The organism is Mycolicibacterium obuense (assembly GCF_055397605.1).
In genome coordinates, this window is record NZ_AP043663.1 from 890,447 (window position 1) to 911,637 (window position 21,191).

18 protein-coding genes are annotated in these 21,191 nt (G+C 66.8%); 10 read left to right on the top strand and 8 right to left on the bottom strand.

Annotated elements, in window-relative coordinates:
- Positions 1 to 18: 18 nt before the first annotated feature.
- A complete protein-coding gene (locus ACZ50N_RS04255) occupies positions 19 to 1,566 on the bottom strand; it encodes an ABC transporter substrate-binding protein (protein WP_464474708.1) in 1,548 nt (515 codons plus the stop codon).
- A 306-nt stretch (positions 1,567 to 1,872) separates the two neighbouring features.
- Between ACZ50N_RS04255 and ACZ50N_RS04260 the strand changes: the two genes are divergently transcribed.
- Positions 1,873 to 2,820 carry a 2-hydroxyacid dehydrogenase gene (locus ACZ50N_RS04260; protein WP_464469081.1) on the top strand — a complete coding sequence of 316 codons (948 nt, stop codon included), beginning with the start codon at positions 1,873 to 1,875 and terminating at the stop codon, positions 2,818 to 2,820.
- Between the two features lie 6 nt (positions 2,821 to 2,826).
- Here ACZ50N_RS04260 and ACZ50N_RS04265 read toward each other — a convergent pair whose 3' ends face one another.
- From ACZ50N_RS04265 to ACZ50N_RS04285, 5 genes are read right to left on the bottom strand one after another with little or no spacing between them, the layout of a single operon-like run.
- Complete coding sequence (locus ACZ50N_RS04265) at positions 2,827 to 3,750, bottom strand: LysR family transcriptional regulator (RefSeq protein ID WP_111511463.1); 924 nt, start codon at positions 3,748 to 3,750, stop codon at positions 2,827 to 2,829.
- Positions 3,750 to 4,220, bottom strand: a complete 471-nt coding sequence (locus ACZ50N_RS04270; protein ID WP_464474709.1) for a hypothetical protein — start codon at positions 4,218 to 4,220, stop codon at positions 3,750 to 3,752. The genes ACZ50N_RS04265 and ACZ50N_RS04270 overlap by 1 nt, the downstream gene beginning before the upstream one ends.
- A gap of 39 nt (positions 4,221 to 4,259) precedes the next feature.
- Positions 4,260 to 5,519, bottom strand: a complete 1,260-nt coding sequence (locus tag ACZ50N_RS04275; protein ID WP_464474710.1) for a glucarate dehydratase family protein — start codon at positions 5,517 to 5,519, stop codon at positions 4,260 to 4,262.
- A complete protein-coding gene (locus ACZ50N_RS04280) occupies positions 5,519 to 6,460 on the bottom strand; it encodes a 5-dehydro-4-deoxyglucarate dehydratase (protein ID WP_464474711.1) in 942 nt (313 codons plus the stop codon). The genes ACZ50N_RS04275 and ACZ50N_RS04280 overlap by 1 nt, the downstream gene beginning before the upstream one ends.
- A gap of 34 nt (positions 6,461 to 6,494) precedes the next feature.
- Positions 6,495 to 8,093, bottom strand: coding sequence for an aldehyde dehydrogenase (NADP(+)) (locus ACZ50N_RS04285; RefSeq protein ID WP_464474712.1), 1,599 nt, complete (start codon positions 8,091 to 8,093; stop codon positions 6,495 to 6,497).
- A 286-nt stretch (positions 8,094 to 8,379) separates the two neighbouring features.
- Between ACZ50N_RS04285 and stpK7 the strand changes: the two genes are divergently transcribed.
- From stpK7 to ACZ50N_RS04310, 5 genes are all read left to right on the top strand, one after another.
- Positions 8,380 to 10,140 carry a serine/threonine protein kinase StpK7 gene (gene stpK7 / locus ACZ50N_RS04290; protein WP_464474713.1) on the top strand — a complete coding sequence of 587 codons (1,761 nt, stop codon included), beginning with the start codon at positions 8,380 to 8,382 and terminating at the stop codon, positions 10,138 to 10,140.
- Between the two features lie 68 nt (positions 10,141 to 10,208).
- On the top strand, positions 10,209 to 10,754 hold the full coding sequence (locus ACZ50N_RS04295; RefSeq protein WP_464474714.1) for a CsbD family protein: 546 nt from the start codon (positions 10,209 to 10,211) through the stop codon (positions 10,752 to 10,754).
- 9 nt (positions 10,755 to 10,763) lie between these two features.
- Positions 10,764 to 11,429, top strand: coding sequence for an ATP synthase subunit B family protein (locus ACZ50N_RS04300; RefSeq protein WP_464474715.1), 666 nt, complete (start codon positions 10,764 to 10,766; stop codon positions 11,427 to 11,429).
- Complete coding sequence (locus ACZ50N_RS04305) at positions 11,426 to 11,659, top strand: DUF6480 family protein (protein ID WP_048423305.1); 234 nt, start codon at positions 11,426 to 11,428, stop codon at positions 11,657 to 11,659. Before ACZ50N_RS04300 ends, ACZ50N_RS04305 begins: the two co-directional genes overlap by 4 nt.
- A 300-nt stretch (positions 11,660 to 11,959) precedes the next feature.
- Complete coding sequence (locus ACZ50N_RS04310; RefSeq protein WP_464474716.1) at positions 11,960 to 13,054, top strand: PE-PPE domain-containing protein; 1,095 nt, start codon at positions 11,960 to 11,962, stop codon at positions 13,052 to 13,054.
- 46 nt (positions 13,055 to 13,100) lie between these two features.
- On the opposite strand, the gene ACZ50N_RS04315 is transcribed toward ACZ50N_RS04310, so the two are convergent.
- Complete coding sequence (locus ACZ50N_RS04315) at positions 13,101 to 15,293, bottom strand: MMPL family transporter (protein ID WP_464474717.1); 2,193 nt, start codon at positions 15,291 to 15,293, stop codon at positions 13,101 to 13,103.
- Positions 15,294 to 15,639: 346 nt separating this feature from the next.
- Here ACZ50N_RS04315 and ACZ50N_RS04320 point away from each other — a divergent pair, with 346 nt between their 5' ends.
- The 4 genes from ACZ50N_RS04320 to ACZ50N_RS04335 all read left to right on the top strand — a co-directional run bounded on the left by ACZ50N_RS04320 (position 15,640) and on the right by ACZ50N_RS04335 (position 19,470).
- Positions 15,640 to 16,125 (top strand): DUF5994 family protein, encoded by a 486-nt coding sequence (locus ACZ50N_RS04320; RefSeq protein ID WP_073682952.1) that lies wholly within the window; start codon positions 15,640 to 15,642, stop codon positions 16,123 to 16,125.
- Between the two features lie 82 nt (positions 16,126 to 16,207).
- Complete coding sequence (locus ACZ50N_RS04325; RefSeq protein ID WP_046366004.1) at positions 16,208 to 16,411, top strand: cold-shock protein; 204 nt, start codon at positions 16,208 to 16,210, stop codon at positions 16,409 to 16,411.
- 205 nt (positions 16,412 to 16,616) lie between these two features.
- Positions 16,617 to 17,687, top strand: a complete 1,071-nt coding sequence (locus tag ACZ50N_RS04330; protein ID WP_464474718.1) for a glycosyltransferase — start codon at positions 16,617 to 16,619, stop codon at positions 17,685 to 17,687.
- Between the two features lie 124 nt (positions 17,688 to 17,811).
- Positions 17,812 to 19,470: a sensor domain-containing diguanylate cyclase gene (locus tag ACZ50N_RS04335; RefSeq protein WP_464474719.1), complete on the top strand. Its 1,659-nt coding sequence runs from the start codon at positions 17,812 to 17,814 to the stop codon at positions 19,468 to 19,470.
- Here ACZ50N_RS04335 and ACZ50N_RS04340 read toward each other — a convergent pair.
- A complete protein-coding gene (locus ACZ50N_RS04340; protein WP_464474720.1) occupies positions 19,467 to 21,101 on the bottom strand; it encodes a fatty acyl-AMP ligase in 1,635 nt (544 codons plus the stop codon). The two genes, ACZ50N_RS04335 and ACZ50N_RS04340, sit on opposite strands and share 4 nt — an antisense overlap.
- Positions 21,102 to 21,191 lie beyond the last annotated feature (90 nt).

Genomic DNA, 21,191 nt, shown 5'->3' on the forward strand with positions numbered 1-21,191 from the left:
GGCTGGCCTTCCTGTTTCTCAGGACTGGTCGGTGCGGTCGTCACCGGCAGGAGTCATAGCGGCGAGCCGCATCTCGTCGCCCGTCGCGGGATCGGGGGTGTAGTCGACGCGGGGGGACTTGCCGAGGATGCCTTTCATGTGGGCGATGTAGGCCATCTGCATGATCTCCTTGGGTTCCTCGGCGAACAGTGCGGCGAATGCGTCCTGTCTGGCCTGTCCGGTCAGTGCTTCGGCGGCCCGGATCTTGGTGTCGAATTCGGTCGTCCCATAGGCACTTTGCGGTCCGTCGGAGAGCATGTACTGGTCCATGGTGAACGCGGCATCACCGGCTTGGTTGCCGTGCATGATCATCAGCAGGTAGGGCCCGGTGTTCGCCGGAAAGGGGCGCAGTTGGTACTCCAGCTGATTGGACGTGTCCATCATCTCGATTTTCACGTTCAGCCCGATCTCGGTGAACTCGGCTTGCAGGACTTCGATGGTCTCGCTGATGTTGGGGAATTGCGCGGTGCGCCCGATCAGCCGGATCTGGGTGTCGACAGGCACGCCGTCGGCCTTGGCCTCGGCGATCAGCTGCTTGGCCTTCTCGGTGTCGTGCGGCCAGAGCTGGAGCTGGTCGTTGTAACCGACTACGCCGGAGGGGATCAGCTGTGCCGCCGGCTGACCGAGGCCGCGGAAGAGGGCTTTGACGATACCGGTGCGGTTGACGGCGTAGTTGATGGCCTGGCGCACCCGCATGTCGTTGAGCGGCGGTTCGGTGGCCTGCATGCGCAGGGCTGTGGTCTCGTTGTTCTGGAACGGCACTCCGAGGTCGCCGGCGCCGTCCTCGGGGCCGAGGCCCGTGGCGATGTCGGCCTCGTCGTTGATGATCATCGCCGCGCGCACGCTTCCCTCACTGCGCCAGCGGTATTCGGCGGTGGCGAAGGCCGGCGCCGCGCCCCAGTACGTCGGGTTGCGCTTCAGCGTCAGTTTCTGGCCGTAGTCCCATGCGGCGATGGCGTAGGGCCCGGTGCCGATCGGTTCGCGCACCTTCTCGGCAGTGCTGGTGGTGCGCGGAACCATCTCGATGAATGAGACACGCAGCGGCAGAATGGGATCCGGTTCGGTGGTGCCGACCACGACCGTGGTCGGGTCCGGAGTCTGCAGGCTGAGCTTCTCGTCACCGAACACGTACCCGTCGACGTTGCATTGCAGATCCGAGTTGACGGCCCGGTCGATCGAGAAGGCGGCGTCCTCGGATGTGAAGGGCGCCCCGTCGGAGAACGTCACACCGTCGCGCAGCTGGAAGGTCCACTGAGTGGGGCTCGTCTGCGTCCACCGCGTGGCGAGCAGCGGAGTCAGGTCGCCGGTGGTGGCGTCGCGCTCCAGCAGGGGCTCGGTGATGTTGGAACGCACCACGATGCCGGTCGAGGTCAGCGAGCTCTCGCACGGTTCCAGCGTGGGCGGCTCCTGCTGGAGAACGATGCGCAGCGTGCCCGGGTCGTATCCGCCGCCGCCGGAGTTCGCGACCGAGCAGCCGCTCACGGTGACCGCCGCGACGGTGAGTGCGGCAAGGGCTGCGGCTTTCATGGGTCCTCCCGGGCTGGGGGCTGTGACGTCCACGTATGTAGATGCACGCTGTGATGACAACCACACCGTAAGAGCGGGTTTCCGGGAGCGTCAACCCTGCCCAAAATGCGCTTCACGCAGTTATTCTGCGAGCTCGAACCGGGGTGTGGGGCCGTGAAAATGCCTCTGACGAGCACGTTCACCCAGCGAACCGGGTTTCCGATACCCGAATGGGACGCGCGCAGAGCCGCCGATGCCGTTTCGCTATAAGTCCATGCCAATTCGGACGTAGACGGGTATTCGCAGGTCGCCGTAGCGTGGTGCGCTATGAGCATCAATGGTGCGGTTCTGCAGGTCGGTCCCCTCAAGCCGTCGCTCGAGCAGACGCTTGCCCAGGAGTACCTCGCGAAGACGCTGCCGGAGTCCGGTGACGAGCGAGCAGCATTTCTCGCCGAACACGGCGCGGACGTCACCGCGGTGGTCACGTCCGGACGCACCGGCGTGGATGCCGAGCTGATGGCTGCGCTGCCTCACCTCGGCGCGATCGTCAACTTCGGCGTCGGCTACGACACCACCGACGTGGACGCGGCCGAAGCCCGGGGAATCGGGGTCAGCAACACACCCGATGTGCTGACCGATTGTGTGGCTGACACGGCCGTGGGTCTGTTGATCGACACGTTGCGGCAGTTCTCGGCGTCCGACCGATATGTACGGGCCGGCCGGTGGCCGGTCGAAGGCTCCTATCCGCTCACCCGCCAGGTCAGCAACACCCGCGTCGGCATCATCGGTCTGGGTCGCATCGGCTCGGCAATCGCCCACCGGCTCAACGCTTTCGGCTGCGCCATCAGCTATCACAATCGCCATCGCGTGACCGATTCGCCCTATGCATACGCGGCGTCCCCCGTGGAGTTGGCGCGTGAGGTCGACGTTCTGGTGATCGCCGCGGCCGGTGGTGAGGGCACTCGCGGCTTGGTCGGTCGTGAGGTCATCGACGCGCTCGGCGCCGACGGCTATCTGATCAACATCGCCCGCGGCAGCGTCGTCGACGAGGACGCCCTGGTGTCAGCACTCGTGCAAGGACGGCTCGCGGGCGCCGGGCTCGACGTGTTCGCCCACGAGCCCAAGGTGCCCGAGGTGCTCTACGGGCTGGACACGGTGGTGTTGCTCCCGCATGTGGCCAGCGGCACGGTGCAGACGCGCGCGGCCATGGAGGCACTGACCCTGCGCAACCTGGAGAGCTTCCTCGAGACAGGGCAATTGGTCACGCCGGTCTGATCGACGTCAGTCGACGGTTTCGACGAGGTCGTCGGTCGTCCACTCCTGCGGGGGAAGCACATCTCGCAGCACTCGCAGCAGCGCGGGGTTCGTCGAGTCGCCCCGCCACACGGCGTCGAGTTCGACGGGCCGTTCGCGAAACGCCCCGATCGTCCGGAACACGACGCCCTCGGGGTGCAGCGTGGCCGCCGATGCCGGTACCAGCGCGATCCCGATGCCCGAGCGTACGAGCACCAGCATCGTGTGCACCTGTGTCACGTACTGGACATACCGCGGCGTGGCGCCGGCAATGGTGAAGGTCGAGATGAGCAGTTCGTTGAAATACCGTGCCTGCACCGGCGAATACATCACGACGTCCTGCCCGTCGAGGTCGGTGAGCGTCAACTGCCGGGGCAGCTCGGCGAGCGGGTGACCCGAGGGCAGGGCCGCGATCAGTTGCTCGTGCAGCAGCGGCCGCGACACCAGCCCTGGCCGCTTCAGCGGCGGACGGGCCATGCCCAGGTCGAGCTCGCCGGTCGCCAGCCCTTCGATCTGGGCTGCGGTCACCATCTCGCGCAGATCGAGCGTCACATCGGGCAGTCTTTCGCGCGCGCGCTCCAGCAGTCGCGGCAGCACCGCGTGCGCCGACGCCGCGGTGAATCCGATCACGACCGTACCGAGATCGCCTGCGGGGACCCGCTTCACAGTCTGCGCGGCCCCTTCGGCCAGCTGCAGAATGCGACGTGCGTCGGGCAGGAACGCGGCGCCGGCCGGTGTCAGCGTGACGGTTCGGGTGGTGCGGTCGATGAGCTGCACGCCGAGCTCGCTCTCGAGCTGCTGAACCTGGCGCGACAGCGGCGGTTGCGTCATGTGCAGGCGTTCGGCCGCCCGGCCGAAATGCAGCTCTTCGGCGACCGCGACGAAGCACTGCAATCGAGCCAACGAGAACATCAGCGTCCGGGAGTCAGGGAGACCGCGGAGATGTGGATGCGTGCGACCGCCTCATCCCACTCCTCGCGGGTGGGCACCCGGTCCGCGGCGAACTTCAGGCCCATCATCCGTTGCGCTTTCTTGGCGCCGTAGGCGGTCGCAAGCCGGTCGACGATGTCGGCGACCTGCGCAGAGTCGCTCAGCAGGACGCCGCGCATCGGCGAGGTGCGCCCGAGATGGGACACCTCGACATCGGCCCCGCCGCGGAAGTTGTACTTCCACTGTGCCTCCATCACCGCGTAGAGGTTGCCGTCGAGATGATGTGCACTCACGGGAATGGCGAAGCGTCGACCGGACTTGCGACCGGTGAAGCGCAGCAACATGAAGTCGCCGATCAGCCTGCCGAGGGGTGTCGGAAGTGCGCGCCGCAGGATCGGATTGATGGTCTTGAGTACGGCATCCGGTGGGTGGACGGCCTCGATCGCTGCCATCCTCACACCGTAGAGCTCCGGGTCGTGCCGCGAAAGGCTCTACCAACGCGGGCTGCGAAGCTCGAAGCCCGGGTTCACAGTGCGCATGTAGCCGGTGTCGTCCCGGTCGCGGATTCCGCAGCGAAGGTATTGCTGGTGCAGTGTGTCGAGCGCCTCGTCGTCGATCTCCACGCCGAGGCCGGGACCCCGGGGCATCGGGACGGCACCGTCGACGAAGCGGAGTACCCCGGGCTTCACCACGTCTTCTGTCTTCCACGGCCAATGGGTGTCGCAGGCATAGGTCAGGTTCGGCGTTGCCCCGGCGAGGTGCACCATCGCGGCCAGGCTGATGCCGAGATGTGAGTTCGAGTGCATCGACAGGCCGAGCCCGAACGTGTCGCAGATTCCGGCGAGCAGTCGCGAGCGTTGCAGCCCACCCCAGTAGTGGTGATCGGAAAGGACCACGCGGACAAAATTTTTCGCGACGGCAGGAGCGAGCTGGTCGAACGCGACCACGCACATGTTGGTGGCCAGGGGCATCGGCGCCTGCGCGGCCACCTCCGCCATGCCGTCGAGGCCCGGTGTGGGATCTTCGAGGTATTCGAGGATCCCTGCCAATCCGGAGGCCACCTTCACCGCGGTCTGCGGAGTCCACGCCGCGTTGGGGTCGAGCCGCAGCGGGACACCCGGGAATGCGCGGGACAAGGCCTCGATGGCCGCCATCTCTTCGTCGGGGGGGAAGACGCCACCCTTGAGTTTGATTGCGGTGAAGCCGTATTCGTCGACGATGCGATGAGCTTGGGCGACGAGGCCGTCCGGATCGAGTGCCTCTCCGAACCGGTCGGGTTCGGCGCCGGGGTGGGCTGCCCACTTGTAGAACAGGTAGGCGCTGAACGGCACGGCGTCACGGACGGCGCCGCCGAGTAGATCGCTGACCGGGCGGCCCTGTGCCTGGCCCTGGACGTCGAGGCATGCCACCTCGAACGGGGACAACACCTGATCGACTGCGCTGGCTGTGGTGATCATGCCCGCCGTACCGACCGCGGCGGTATCGCCTCTGAGCCGTTCGGCGATCTCCGCGCGAATAGCGTTGAGCGCGAAGATATCCAGTCCGGTGATTGCATCGGCGGCGGCATGTAGCCGGCCGAGGTGGCGGGTGTCGGCGTAGGTCTCGCCTAGGCCGACCAAGCCTGCGTCGGTGTCCAGCTGGATGATTGCCCGCAGTGCATACGGCTGGTGCACGCCCACGGTGTTGAGCAGCGGCGGATCAGCGAACGCCACCGGCGTGATCCGGGCTCCGGTGATCCGGATGGCCGGCATCAGCGTGCCTGGGCCAGCGCATCGGCGACGACGGATCGCCCGGCCTCGACGATCGAAGCCAATTCGGCGAGGTCGTCCGGTGTCGGCATCACCAGCGGCGGGCGCACGGTTCCGGCGGGGATGCCTGCCATCGTGACGCCGGCTTTGACCAGCGACACCGCATAGCCCGGGACGGTGTCGCGCAGCCGTACCAGGGGGATGAAGAACGCGTTGAGCAAGGCGTTGACCAGGCCCTGGTTGCCGGATTCCAACGCGTTGTAGAAGGCCAGGGCCAGATCGGGTGCGAAGGCGAACGTGGCCGACGAGTACAGCGGAACGCCGATCGCCCGGAACGCGAGCTGTGTCGTCTCTGCGGTGGGCAGACCGTTGAAGAAGAGGAAATCGGGATCGACGGTCGTGGTGACGGCCTGCACGATTCGAGCGACCTGGTCGAAATTGCCGGTGCCGTCCTTGAATCCGACGACGTTCGGGATACGTGCGACTGCTACGGCGGATTCCTCGGTGAATCGTGCGTTGTTGCGGTTGTAGACGATCACGGGCAGCTGTGCGGCCGCCGCGACGGCCCGGGTGTAGTCGACGAGACCAGCCTGCGGCACCTCCACCAGGTAGGGCGGTAGAAGCAGGAGCCCATCGGCCCCGGCGTGCTCCGCTGCTACCGCGAAGCGCTTGGCCTGTGCCACGGAGCCACCGGCGCCGGCGTAGACCGGGACCCGGCCGCCGACCACGTCGACGGCCGTGCGGACGACGTCGCCGAACTCCCGATCGTCCATGGCGTGGAACTCGCCGGTGCCGCAGGCGACGAAGACGCCGCCGGCGCCCGCATCCACGCCCCGCGCGATGTGCGCGGCCAGCGCGTCGAAGTCGACGCTTCCGGACGTGCCGAATGGTGTGACCGGGAAGAACAGGACGCCGCGGAAGTCGGGGCGCGAAATCGGACGCATGGGTTGTGGCTCCTCGCTCGTGAGTGGTGGGGTGTCAGTCCTGCGTGAGCCGGCCGTCGATGCGCCGCCACAGGTGCTCTGGATTTCCGTCGGTGATCGCCGGAGGTAGCAGAGACGGGGGCACGTCCTGGTAGCAGACGGGCCGCAGGAAACGTTCGATGGCGCGAGAGCCGACCGACGTGGTGCGCGAGTCCGACGTGGCGGGTGAGGGGCCGCCGTGGACCATCGCGTGGCACACCTCGACTCCCGTCGGCCAGCCGTTGAAGAGAATCCGGCCCGCCTTGAGCTCGAGCAGTGGAAGCAGGTCGGCCGCCGCCGGGTGATCGATCTCGTCGGCGTGCACGGTGGCGGTCAGTTGACCTTCCATACCGGCTGCCACGGCGTGCATCTCGTCGAGATCGGCACAGCGCACGATCACGCTCGACGACCCGAAGACCTCGGCCTGCAGGGTATCGGAGGCCAGGAAGGTCGATGCGTTCGTGGTGAAAAGCGCTGCTTGGCAGGATGTTTGGCCGCTCTGCGGTTCGCCGCGGGCCACCAGCTCGGCGGCTTGTCGAAGCGATTCGACGCCCGAGTCGTAGCTGCGCGCGATGGTGGGCGTCAGCATCGGTGTCGCCGCGGCGCCGGCGAGCGCGTCGCGGGCGGCGTCGACGAAAGTGTCCAGGCCCGGGCCGTCGACACCGATGACCAGGCCAGGGTTCGTGCAGAACTGTCCCGAGCCCATCGTGAGTGAGGCGACGAATGCCCGGCCGAGATCCGCGCCGCGGCTGGCCAACGCTCCGTCGAGCAGGAAGACGGGGTTGATGGAGCTCATCTCGGCGTACACCGGGATGGGTTCGGGACGCGCCGCGGCAGCCGCGACGAGTGCTGTGCCGCCGGAACGGGAGCCGGTGAACCCGACCGCTTTGATGCGTGGATCGGTGACGAGTGCGATTCCGAGGTCCGGTCCTGAGCCGAAGAGCAGCGAGAACGTCCCTGCGGGCAGACCTGCTGCGGTCACGGCATCGGAGATCGCCCGGCCGACCAGTTCGGAGGTGCCGGGGTGTGCGTCGTGGCCTTTGACGACGACGGGGCAGCCGGCGGCCAGTGCGGATGCGGTGTCGCCGCCGGCCACCGAGAACGCCAATGGGAAATTCGACGCGCTGAAGACGGCCACCGGGCCCAGCGGAACGGTCCGCTGTCGCAGGTCGGGGCGCGGAGCCGGAGTTCGATCGGGAAGGGCGGGGTCGATGCGCGCGCCGTTCCAGCTGCCTTCCCGCAGGACACTGGCGAAGAGCCTCAGCTGGCCGGTGGTGCGGCCGACCTCGCCTGTGATGCGAGCCTGCGGCAGCCCGGATTCGAGGACGGCGCGGGAGATCAGCGTGTCGCGGATGGCGTCGATGTTGGTGGCGATGGCCTCGAGGAACCGGGCCCGTTCCTCGGACGCCGTGGAGCGGTAGGTTCCGAACGCCTCGGCCGCGGCAGTGCAGGCAGCCTCGACATCACCGGCATCGCCGTGGAAGTAGGGCGGTTCGAGCGCTCGGTCGGCGGCGGGGTCGTAGGCACGCACTTGGGTTCCTGTTCCGCGGACAGGGGTACCGGCGATGATCATCTGGCCGGTGAGACCCGTGGCGGAAGACATCGTCGCTGTCATGACGTCAACGGTAGGAGGCGCGTCGATGCCTGTCCAAGACTCTTTGCCACTCGATTGATACTCAACGAGCATCAATACATCGTCGCAGCGAGAGTGCAGTGCGCAGTCCGACGTCGGCTTTTCGCTCAACAAAAGCAGCAGCCGCTGTGCCGTGGTACAACGTTTTGACCGCGATGTCCTCTGTGGGCAACCGGTCGTGCATTCGTGACATGCGCCGGGGCAGCCCCGGCAAACCTGATGTAGATCGTTTCGACGGACCGTTCGGCCGCAGCCGAGGAGAACACCGGTGAATGCGACACCATTCGGTCCCTACCGACTCGAGAAGCTCATCGGCCAGGGCGGCATGGGTGAGGTCTATCGGGCCTACGACACGCGAACCGATCGCGTGGTGGCCCTCAAGGTCCTGCCCCACCACATGGCCGCCGACACCGTCTTTCAGCAGCGTTTCCGGCGGGAATCACAGGCGGCCGCGGGGCTGAACGACCCGCATGTCGTCCCGATCCACGGATACGGTGAGATCGACGGCCGCCTCTACCTCGACATGCGGCTGATCGAGGGTCGCAACCTCGGCACGATGCTGGAGGAGACCGACAAGCCGCTCGGTGCGGAGTTCGCGGTCAGCATCGTCGAACAGGTCGCCGAGGCTCTCGATGCCGCCCACGCGACAGGTCTGATCCACCGCGACATCAAGCCGTCCAACATCCTCATCACCAGCGGCGATTTCGTGTACCTGATCGACTTCGGGTTGGCCCGCACGGCGGGGGAGCACGGGTTGACCACCGCGGGCAGCACCCTGGGCACCTTGGCCTACATGGCGCCGGAGCGATTCGAGGGCGGCGAAGTCGACCGGCGATCCGACATCTATGCGCTGACCTGCGTGCTCTACGAGTGCCTGACCGGTTCGCGGCCCTATCCCGCCGACAGCCTCGAACAGCAGATCGCCGGCCACATGGTGTCACCGCTGCCGCGCCCGTCGGCCACGGATCCTCGGCTGGCCGCGTTCGACGACGTCATAGCGAAGGGCATGGCCAAGAAGCCGGAGAAGCGTTACCAGAGTGCGGGCGAACTGGCTGCCGCGGCGCGGCGTGCCATGACCGCGCCGGTGCCCCGTGGCGGCCGTGGCTCTCGGCACGCGGCTCGGCCCCGACGCCGGATGCCGGTCAAGGCGCTCTCGGCGGCGGCCGCGGTGGTCGTTCTCGCGGCGGGTGCGGCCGGACTCTGGACGTGGGCGCCGTGGCGTGGCGCCTCGGACACTGCGAAGAATCTGCCCAACGGCGCTGTGGCGTCTATCGCTGCCGCCGTACCGGCTGACATCCGTGAGACGGGCCGGCTGGTGATCGGCGTCAACGTTCCCTATGCGCCGATGGAGTTCAAGAACACCGACGGTCAGCTGACGGGTTTCGACGTGGAACTGGCGAAGGCGGTCACCCGGGTACTGGGCTTGGTGCCGGATTTCCGTGATACGCCGTTCGATTCGATCCTGCCGGGAGTGGTCGACGGCTCGTTCGACATCGGCTCCTCATCGGTGACCGACACGGCCGATCGCGAAGAACTGGTCGACTTCGTGACGTATTTGCGCGCCGGTACGCAGTGGGCGCGCCGACCGGGCACCTCACTGGGTCCGGCATCGGCCTGCGGACTGAAAATCGGTGTGGCGCAGGGGACTCTGCAAGAGACCGACGAGCTACCCAGGAAGAGCAACGAGTGCACAGCGGCGGGAATGGCGCCGGTGGAGATCGTCGTGTTCACCAGTCAGGATGAGGTCACCACGGCACTGCTCAAGGGCGAGGTGCAAGCGATGTCGGCTGACTCACCGGTCACCGGGTTCGCGATCAAGCTCAGCCGCGGTGACCTGGTGCCTGCCGGAGACGTGTTCGACTCGGCCCCGTACGGCTGGCCGGTGCAGAAGAACTCCCCATTGAGTGAGGCGCTGCGCCAGGCGCTCGAGCACGTGATGGACAGCGGCGAGTATCGGGCCATCGCGAACATGTGGGGTGTCGAGCGCGGCATGATCGACCGCCCCGCCATCAACGGCGCGACGAAGTGAAATTCCGCGCCGCGCAATCGTCGGTGTAGATCGGGTCAGCTCGGGTAGCCCCTCCCCGAGGAGGCCAGATGACCGACGACAACGCCGCCCAGACGCGGAAGAGCTTCGTGCATTCCGTGAAGGGCAAGGCCAAGGAAGTAGCCGGGGCGGTGACGGGAAATGACTCGTTGACCGCGCAGGGCCAACTCGAGCAGACCGAGGCCGAGGAACGCCGTGAGGCCAGTCGCGTCGACGCCGAGGCAGATGCGGAAGCTGCCGAGGCGCGAGACATGGCCGCAGAAGCCCAGCGCGAGGGTGCGCAGGAGCGTCGAGTCGCGGAAGTCCGTGCGGCCGAGGACAAGACGTCCGTGCGTGCCCAGGAAGCTGCCCAACAGACTGCTGCCGAGCAGGCGGGCCGCCGCGACGCGGCCCGAGCGCACACCCAGGCCGAGGCCGACGTGCAGAGTGCGGCGCTGCGCGCGTCTGCCCAGGAACGCCAACAGGTTGCGGAGGCGCAGTCCGAATACGATGCGGCGCTCGATGAGTACCGCGGCGAGGTCACCGACGCGGCACGCGCCGAAGCCGAGGCCGACAGGTTGCGCCGCCGCGCCGAGTCCGCCGATCCCCATTCCTAGGAGGACCTGATGAAACTCTCCGACCTGCCTTTCGCGATCCTGCGGTTCCAATACCGGCTTGCGCGAACACCGTTACAGATGGTCGAGGACCGAGTCCTGCCCCTCGTCGACCGGGAGGCGCCGGGCCGGCTGATGTACGAACGTGCGGTGGGAGCCCTCGATGCTGCCGCTGGTAATGCGCTCAGGGACCGCGCTCTCGAGGAGAACGGGATCTCACGGATTCAGCGCGTTGCTGCGCTGGGCGAAGCGATGCGCCTCGACGAGGTGGCGGAGCAGAAGAAAGAGCATGCCCAGGACGAGCTGGCCCGGAAACGCGAAAAGGCCGCGACAGTACCGCAACAGGCACGTGACGACGCGGCGCAGCGCGTCGCGTCCGCTCGTGAGGACGCAGAGCAAGAGAAGCGTCAGGCTCTCCGAGACGCTGGCGACAGGACAGCGGAGGCCAAGCGGTCGATCGCCGAGTCGGCGGACCACGGCGTCGCTGCAGCAGAGAAATCAAAGCGCAGCGCACAGAACCGGAGCAAGGAGGCCGAGAAGGCGGTGACCGACGTCGCTGACCAGGAACTCGACGATGCGGCTGCCAAACGCCGAGCTGCGACGGGAGCCCGAGCCCGGGCAGACAGGTTGGAGGATCTCAGCGACAGTGAGCGAGTGCGACAAGGAAACTCGTCGTGACCGCGTTGCCGCCTGATCCCGACCCCATGGACACCCCCAGCGAGGAGCGCGCTGGGGGTGTCCCCCCGGGGGAGATCTCACCGCAGTCGGCCCAGACGTCGGCCACCAAGAACCCTGATCCGACGGCGGGCAAGAACGTGAATCCGCGCGCGGCCATCGGCATTGCTGCGATTGCTCTCTTCGCCGTCGTTTTCGCGGTCGTGGCAATCGTGCTGATCATCCAGTTGTGAGCGGCTCTGGTGCCTGGCGGAGAAAATGGCACGCCGCGTACCGGAAACTTGCGGATCACTCATTGCGAAAGCAAAAATATGCTGAAAATCTTGAAGAGCTACCATTTGGAATTGCTCAGCACGTCCAGCAATAAAGTAATCCCTGATCAACGCGATAAAATTGGAACAATGTTAGTAACTGAATAACCGATGATGGGAATCTTTCTGATTTGCTGATTGAAAGTCGGATTTGGGTTCTACGCTCGTGTCACGCCGATGAGATGGCGTTTCGACACCTATCACGTAGATCCGGGGAACCTCATGAGCACCATCTTTCGCAAAGCCTCCCTCACATGCGGCATCGCGTTTGCCTCCGCATCCCTCGCCCTCTCCGGCGCCGCGGCATCCTGGGCCAGTAGCTCAGCGCTGATCATCGGCGGAATCGGCGCCGGCACCATGGGCGACAACGTGATGGCGCCGCTGCTGGGCGGTCAGTTCAAGAACGAGAAACGGGTGAACGTCACCTGGCCCGCGCAGGCTGGTCCGATCACCGGCAAGACGGACAAGAACCTCGGTGACTCCATCGACATCGGCGTCACCAATCTCACCGCCGCGATCAACACCGGTCTCGCCCAGCTGTCCCGGGATGCTAACGGCAACGTCATCAACGGTGAGAAGGTCACCGTCGTCGGATTGTCGGCGGGCTCGCTGGTGGTCAACGAGGTCATGCGGAACATGGTTGCCAGCGGCAAGCTGCCGAACCCCGACGACATCGAGTTCATCGTGGTCGAGGACTCGAGCAGGCAGGAGTTGATCAAGAACTCCACCAAGTACAGCTCCAAGCTCAACTACACCTACCAGCCCGCACCGGTCACCCCCTATGACGTCGTCGTCATCACCGGCGAATACGACGGTTTCGCCGACTTCCCCGATCGGCCGTGGAACGCGCTGGCGGTGGCGAACGCGATGGCCGGGGCGATCGTCGTTCACGTGCCGGTGATGTACGGCAGCCTCGCGTCGGTTCCGGCGAAGAACATCACCGTCGAGACCACCGCACAGGGCGGTACCACCACCCACTACCTGGTCCCCACTGCCACTTTGCCTCTGGTGCAATTGAATCCGAAGCTGAAGTCGCAGGAGGCCGCGCTCAAAGCGAAGATCGACGCGGGCTACAGCCGCAATGACAAGGTCACCACCTCGCCCGTGAAATCGTTGGCAGTCGAGGCGCCGCCCGTCGTGGACACCCCGGAGCCACAGGCGGACCCCACGCCCCGCGCAGATGCCGCCGCACAACGTGAGGCGCGCGCAACGCACCGCGCGGAGGTCAAGGCCGCCAAGCGGGAAGCCCGTGCGCAGGCGAAGGCCGCCCGGGCAGCTCAGCGTGAGGAACGGAAGGCGGCGCGCGCCGACGCGTGACGAAGCCGGCTGAAGCCCCGACCCGACAGGTCGGGGCTTCGTCGCGTCAGGCCACGGGGACCGGCGGAGAGTGCTTGGCCTCCAACGCCGTGCCCTCGATGTCGAGGTCCGGCACCAACCTGTCGAACCACGCGGGGTGCTTCCACATTCGATCCCCCAGCATGGCCATCACCGCAGGAATCAGGGTGAGCCGGACGACGAACGCGTCGAGGAACACGCCGACGGCCAGGGTGAGGCCCACCGACTTGATGATCGGATCACTGCCTGCCACGAACGCGATGAACACGCCGAACATGATCAGCGCGGCGGCCGTCACCACCCGCGCCGACAACCCCACACCGTGCCGCACCGCGGTCGTGGCGTCGTCACCGTGCCCGAGCTGCTCTCTGATCCGCGACACCACGAAGACCTCGTAGTCACTGGAGAGGCCGAAGATGATCGCCAGCACGATGATGGGCAGGAAACTGATCGTCTCTCCCGGGGTGATGCCGAGAAGCGATGCACCCCAACCCCATTGGAAGACTGCCACCTGAACGCCGAGTGCCGCGAACACCGAGAGGAGGAACCCGGCGATGGAGGTCAGCGGGACCAGTGCCGCGCGGAACGCGATGGTCAGCAGGACGAAGGCCAACCCGACGACCACGAGCAAGAACACGGGCAGTGCAGCTGAGAGCTTGGCCGAGGTGTCGATGTTGGACGCGGTGTTTCCGCCGACGAGGAAAGTTGCCCCGGTGTTTCCTTCGATCTCGTCGCGGTCGGCGCGAATCGTGGTGACCAGGTCCGCGGTCGCGGTGTCGTTGGGGCCGCTGGTCGGAATGACCTGGATAACTGCGGTCCGGTCGTCGCCGCCGGCAGGCGCGGCGACCGCGACGCCGTCCTCTCGGCTGAGGTTGGCCGCCAGCGTGGCCGCCGCGCGTGGATCGGTGGCCCGGGTCAGATCCGCCACCACCAGAAGCGGTCCGTTGAAGCCGGGGCCCAGATGTTCGGCCGTCAGGTCGTACGCCTGACGGGACGTGTTGGACTCCGGCTGCGACGCACCGCTGGGCAGGCCGAGGTGCAGGCCGAGCGCCGGGAGGCCGATCACGACGAGCGCTGCCGCCCCACCCGCCAGCAGCGGCGCGCGGAACCGCACGACGAACCGGGCCCACGCGGCGCCGAGGGTGCGGTGCGGGGTGTAAGCCGCCACCTGCGCGACCTGCTTGGGACGGCCGGGCTGCAGCGGGGGTTCGATGAAGGACGAGACTCTGCCGCCCGCGAAGCCGAACAGGGCCGGCAGCAAGGTCAGCGCGATGAGCATCGCGATCAGCACGGACACCGCCGCCGCGAGGCCCATGTAGGTGAGGAACGGGATGCCCACGATGGCGAGGCCGCAGAGTGCGATGACGACGGTCAAGGCCGCGAACACCACCGATCCGCCTGCTGTCCCGACGGCCAGGGCGGCCGCTTCCTGGCGCGGCATCAGAAGCAGCAGGTTGTTGCGGTAGCGGTTGAGGATGAACAGCGCGTAGTCGATGCCGCACGACAGGCCCAGCATCAGGGCCAACGACAGCGATGCCGAGGGCATGTCGACGAATGCGGCGACGACGAAGATGCCCAGCGCGCCGACGCCGACGCCGATGCTCGCCGTGAGGATGGGTAGCCCCGCGGCGACGATGGCGCCGAAGGTCACCAGCAGGATCAGGAACGCCGCCGCGATTCCGATGATCTCGGGCAGGTGTGGGACGTCGACCTTGTATCCGGGGAACACGCTGCCGGCGTACTCGACGCGGACACCCGCGTCTTGGATCGGCTTCATCGCCGCTTCGAGCTGGTGGAGTGACGCGTCGGTCACCTCGCCGATGGGGGCTCGCCATTGGACGGTGCCCAACCCCACCTGGCCGTCGGGAGCGACCTGGCGGGTCTGCGTCGGACCTGCGGCGGCCGCGATGTCGGGAACCCGGGCCAGGGAGGCCACGGCCCGGTCGATGGCGGGCGCGATCGTCGGATCGGTGAGGGTCCGTCCCGGCGGCGCGGCGAACGTGATCTGCGTCTGGGCACCGGCGAACGCCGGCAGTCGCTGCTGCAGTTGCTCGACGGCCCGCTGTGATTCCGTGCCCGGGATCGTGAAGTTGTCCGACGGCTCGCCCCGAAATCCGACGAAGGCGACGGCCACACCGATCAGGACGGCGAGCCACGTGCCGAGCACGAGCCAGCGGCGGCGGAAGCTGAGCCCACCGAGGGTGAACAGGTAGCGCGACATCGATCTCTCCGTCGGGTAGTGAACAGTAAATTCGATGTGTTCACTGATGCCCGATCCGTCGGCGGATATTCGCCACGAGGGTGTGATGTCGATGACGCTGCAGCGCCCTGACCCGCGGGGTGTATCGTCGGATACAGGGTTACTCAGCCGGCGAAGCGATCGAAAGCTTCCGCACCGAGGCGACAACCCTCCCAACATTCGAGGACGTGCTCATGGAATCGTCTGAACTTTTTTCCCATCGCCAGACCAAGCAAGAACATGCTCCGGCGTCGTCATCCGACGAGCCGGTCGAGGCTCCGGTGTTCTCCGACCTGACTCCGAGGCATTCTGCTGATTCGCCTGGTCGGTGAACGGCATACCGCGTGCTCGCCGCGCGTCGAGGCCGATCCGGGTCAGTCTCGCGACTGATCGGAGCGGCGTCATCGACGGGGCGTGGTGGCCTCATTCCTCGGCGATCGCGGCCGAGCTCCCCGATCTGATCGGGGCGCTGCACCCCGCGCTCGGCGAGGTCGAGACCATGCAGATCAACTGGTCCCCTACGGAGGGCCAGCTGGATCTGGAGACCATCGCCGTCGGATCGCGCAAGGCGCTTCCCGGTGGTCATTACCGCCGGCCGCGGCTGATGTCGATCGTGGGCCGAGAGGCAGCGGTGAAACTGCTTGTCGTCCCGAGCATGACGTCACAGGCGCTCGGATCGATGGTGATGCGGGCGGCGGCGGGATTACCTCCCAGGATCGATGCGGCCAACAATCGGATCTACGAAACAGCTTGTCTCGTCGTCGGTCTCGCGCGCACCGAGAGTGTCAATTGGCGCGAGGCCGCCAGTTCGTGACCATTCGGTCGCCCACCGCGTGCTACCGTTAGGGCGGGACGCCGAATCTGGCGTTTCATCCCATGAGAGAAGTTGAAAAAGTATGGCACAGGGAACTGTGAAGTGGTTCAACGGCGATAAGGGCTTCGGCTTCATCGCCCCCGACGGCGGCGCAGAGGACGTTTTCGTCCACTACTCCGCGATCTCCGGCGGCGGCTACCGTTCGCTCGAAGAGAATCAGCGCGTCGAGTTCGACGTCGAGCAAGGACAGAAGGGCCCGCAGGCCGTCAACGTGACGGCGGTCTAAGCGGCACGAGCTTTCGATCGTGGGCTGGTGAGTCAACACTCACCAGCCCACTTTTCGTTTCAGGTACACAAGGGGTCCCCGTGGACTCAGGCGGGATCACCCCATGACAACATTCAAGCTTCGCGCATCGTCTGCGCACAGATCAATGGCCGGCGCCTTGAATCCGAACGGCCACAATGCTTTTGGTTACCCAATGTGCATAGGCGTGGTCGGACCACCAGCGCCTGCCGTCTCCGGTGTGGTTCGGTTCGGCGCCGCGCTGACCGAGAGTCTGCGCGCGCTCGGCTACGGCGTCGACACCGTTGAGCTCACCGACGAGCTCTGTGCATCTGGTCCGGCCCGACAGGTGCCGATCGGCGAGTCGGTCGCGTCGATCGCCGAGCAACTGAATCGCTGCGACGCCGTCGTCATCCAGCATGGCTACGGCATCTACGGAGGCACTCACGGTGACGATGTGCTGTCGATCATCGCTGCCGTCCGGGTGCCCACGATCGCGGTGGCACATCAGGTTCTCGACAATCCCGATCCGCACCAACGCTGGGTCTTGGAACGGCTGGTGGCGTCGACGGATCGGGTCGTCGTGATGTCGCGCGCCGCGCACGAGCGCCTGTGCCGTGACTACGGGGTGGACCGCGCGAAGGTGGTGACGATCCCGCATGGGGGAGCGCCGTCGGGCGGTCCCCGACCGAAACGACCCAGTCGGCCCACCATCCTGACGTGGGGCTTACTCGGACCTGGTAAGGGCGTGGAGCGGGTCATCGATGCAATGGAGTCGTTGAAGAACGTTCCAGGCCGCCCCCGGTACGTCGTCGTCGGTCAGACCAACCCCGCAGAGGTGTCCGTCCACGGAGAGGCCTACCGCGAAGCCCGCGTCGAGCAGGCTCGGCAGTGCGGGGTGGCCGACTCGGTCAGCTTCGACGCTCGTTCCTACAGCCGGGCGATGCTCACCGAACTCATCCAGTCCGCGGCGGTGGTCGTGCTGCCCTACGACTCCACCGACCACGTCAACTCGGCCATTCTGGCGGAGGCCATCGCCAACGGTCGGCCCGTGGTGGCCACGGCGTTTCCGCACGCGGTGGAGTTGCTGTCCAGCGGGGCGGGAATCGTGGTCGACCACGACGACCCGGATGCGATGGCGGCGGCGCTGCGCCGGGTCTTGACGCAGCCGCGGCTCGCCGGCGAGATGGCTGCCGAGGCACGCCGATTGGCCCCCGAGATGGCGTGGTCGACGGTCGCTCGCGCGTACGGCGCGCTTGCGCAGCGCCTCGCCAGCTGATCAGAGCGGCACATGGCCGCGACGGAGATCTGTTGAGCGAGAGCCATGATCACCGCGTGCGCACGGTGTGGGTCCGCAGTTCGACGTATCATCGAGGATCGGCGCCCGGGGGAAGCGAGGGAATGTGCCTCGACGGTTGAACGACGCGTTTCGCGCACCCAAGGACGAGCGGGTTCACCTGTCCAGTACGGGCGGTCATCTCCCCGCTCTGCATGACTTGCTCGGTGACGCCGCGGACGTTCCGGTGTTGGTGACGCTGCTGCGCATCTCCGACGCCGTCCTGCGGTCGGACTACTTCGACGAGGTGTTGGAGGTCGTCGCCGAACAGGCGCTCCTCGCCGTCGGTGCGGCCTCGCTGGCGATCAGCCGATGGGACGGCGACACCGGTAAGTTGCGGACGTTGATCAACGTGGGCGCGTTGGCCGATCACGAGGAGCGCTGGCCCACCGACGAGTTCTACAAGCCGTCTCAGGACCCCTCCGTCGCCGAGCTCGTCATCGGTGGCCGCACGTACCTGCACTGTGTGGATGATCCCGCCTGCCCACCGGAATCGCGCCGGTTACTCGAATCCCTCGGCAAGGAGTGCGAACTGGGTGTGCCGATCGTGTACGGCGACGCCATGTGGGGCGAGATCTGGGCCAGTGGAGCCGACGGCCGGCGTTTCGACCACGGCGATGCGCAACTGCTGCAAGCGATCGCGGCACACACCGCGGTGGCCATCGGCCGGTCGGAAATGCTGAACAAGGTGTCGTCGTATGCGTTCGAAGATCCCCTGACCGGCATGGCCAACCGGCGAGCGGTCGACCGCTGCTTCGAGCGACTCGACTGGGATTCGTGCTCGCCGGTGGCACTGATGTGCGATCTGGACGGGTTCAAACAGGTGAACGACACCAGAGGCCACCAGGCGGGAGACGACCTGCTGCGCCTCGTGGCGCGTGTGTTGAACGACACGGCAAGCACATTCGACGATGCCCTCGCCGCTCGCCTCGGTGGCGACGAATTCTGTGTGCTGCTCGCCGATGCGACCCTCGACGAGGCGCAGCGCTTCGCCAACCACGCCACCCGCGCCTTCGCCGAGGTCGCGACCCACGGGGTCACGATGTCGTGGGGAGCCGCCGCGGCGGGCGTCGACTTGCGCACCGGCAGCGCGCTGTTGCAGGCCGCCGACGCCGCGCTGATCGAGGCGAAGCGACACGGCTCCGCCCACTACAGCGCGGTCGCGCGCAGCGAGGATCTCCCGGGTGTGTCACGACGCCGCACCTCCGGGGGCCCGCGCAGATCGGCCGCAGAGGACCTGTGCCAGGAAGTCGTCGACGTGCTTGCCGACAACCCCGGTCTGCCGGCCATGGAGGCACTCGAAGTCCTTGCGGTTCAACTGCAGTGGGCCGCGAACACGTGTGCCTACGCACTGTCGATCCTCACCGAGGACGGCCGAGCGGTCGTGACACCGCGCAAGATGGACATCGTCGTCGACAAGTGGTCGGGGCTGGCGATCCTCACCGATCTCGGCGTCGATGGTGGCGACCTCGCGGACTATCCCGCCTCGGCAGCCGCCATCGAGAACGAGTCGGCCTTCGTTGCGGCCCATGAGATTCCGGGCACCCACCCGTCCGAGCTGGCACTGCTCGACACGTTGAACTATCGCGCGGTCCTGATCGTCGGGGTGCATGGGCCGAACGGTCGTTACCTCGCCGAGTTCTACTCGAACGTCGGGCCCGACGACCTGGTGGCCGTCGCGCCTGTGGTCCAGGTACTGGCGGCCTATTGCGTGCGGGGCCGCTAGCTGACCAGCGCCAGGGCGTGGGCGCGGCGCAGCTTGCCCGACGCGGTCTTGGGGATCGTCCCTGGCGCGAGGACCGCAACGTTGCGAGGTCTCACATCCACCTCCGCGAACACCTCGTGCGCAACCTGGCGCTGCACTCGACGGACCTGGTCGTCGTCTCCGAAGTCTGTGGACTCCACGGCAACTGCGAACGTCTCGCGCGACAGCCCGGCATCGAGTCGTACCGCGACAGCGCATCCCGCACGCACTCCGCCGACGCGACTGGCGGCCCGCTCGATGTCGGTGGGGTAGATGTTGCGTCCGGCCATGATGATCACGTCTTTGAGGCGCCCGCACACCACGATCTCGCCTGTCTCGGTCAGGTATCCGAGGTCGCCGGTGTCATACCAACCGAGTTCGTCCTGGGCGGAGAGGAACCCGGCGACGGTCGTGTAGCCGGCGCTGACCGCGGCGCCGCGCACTTCGATGACGCCGACTCCGCGGGTGGCGACCTCCGAGCCGTCTTCGTCGACCACGCGGATGTCAATCCCATCCAAGGGTCGTCCGAGTGAAACCAGTTGTCGGACATTACCTTTGGTGGCAGGAACAGCGCGGTGCAGCGCCGACAGCAGATGGGCGTCGACCTGGTCGACGACCATGCCGCCGCCGCACGGGGAAAAGGAGACCGCGACCGTGGTCTCGGCCATGCCGTAGGCCGGGATCATGGCCCCCGGTCGCAGACCGAACGGCGCTCCGGCAGCGCAGAGGTCTTCCATGTCGAGGGGGTCCACCTGTTCGGCGCCCGACAACGCCCACCGCAGCGATGAGAGATCGAACTGCCCGGGCGTGGCCTGGCGGCGAAGACGTTTGGCCAACAGCGTGTAGGCGAAGTTCGGCGCAGCGGTCATCGTCCCGCGGTACTTGTCGATCAGGCGGGGCCACAGCAAGGTGTCGCGCAAGAAATCCATCGGTGTGACCTTCACCAGTTCGGCCCCGAAGTACATCGGCACCGTCAGGTATCCCGTCATCCCCATGTCGTGAAAGCACGGTAGCCAGCTGACGATGACGTCGGTGTCCAGGTCGAAATCACACGCTGCGGTCATCGCCTCGGCATTGGCCACGATGTTGGCGTGCGTGATCTGCACCGCCTTGGGTGAGCCGGTCGAGCCGGATGTCAGCTGCAGCAGAGCGATCGCGTCGTCGTCGGTGGCGACCGGGCGCACGGGGTCGTGGGCGAGTAGTTCCTCGACGGTCAACACCGTCACTCCGAGCGTGGCCAGAAGGGGCGCCGCAGCCAGGAACGGTTCGGAGACGACGACCGCTGTGGCCGCCAGCATGCGGATGATCGCGGTCGTCTCGTCTGCCCAGCGGGCGAGGTCGGTGCGTGGCGTCGGCTGGTGCACCATCGTCGCGCTGGCTCCGCGCATCCAGATGCCCTGCGCGGTCGGCGCGATTTCGACGGGTGCGCCGGCGAGTACGGCGACGGCGTCGCCGGGGCCGACGCCTGCTGCGGCGAGCCCGCCCGCGATGCGGGCCGCCCGTTCGTGCACCTCGAGCCACGACTGGCGCAGCGGTGCGTCGGGTTCGCCGGTGATGAATGCCCGCACGCTGCGCCGGGCGTTGTCGTACATGGTCTCCGTGAATTGGCTCAAATCAGCCCCTCAGGCTTAGGTCCGTGTGGTGGATGAGCCGCTGGAATACGACTAGCGCGGAGTTGACCTCCCATGGCAATGCCCAGATGT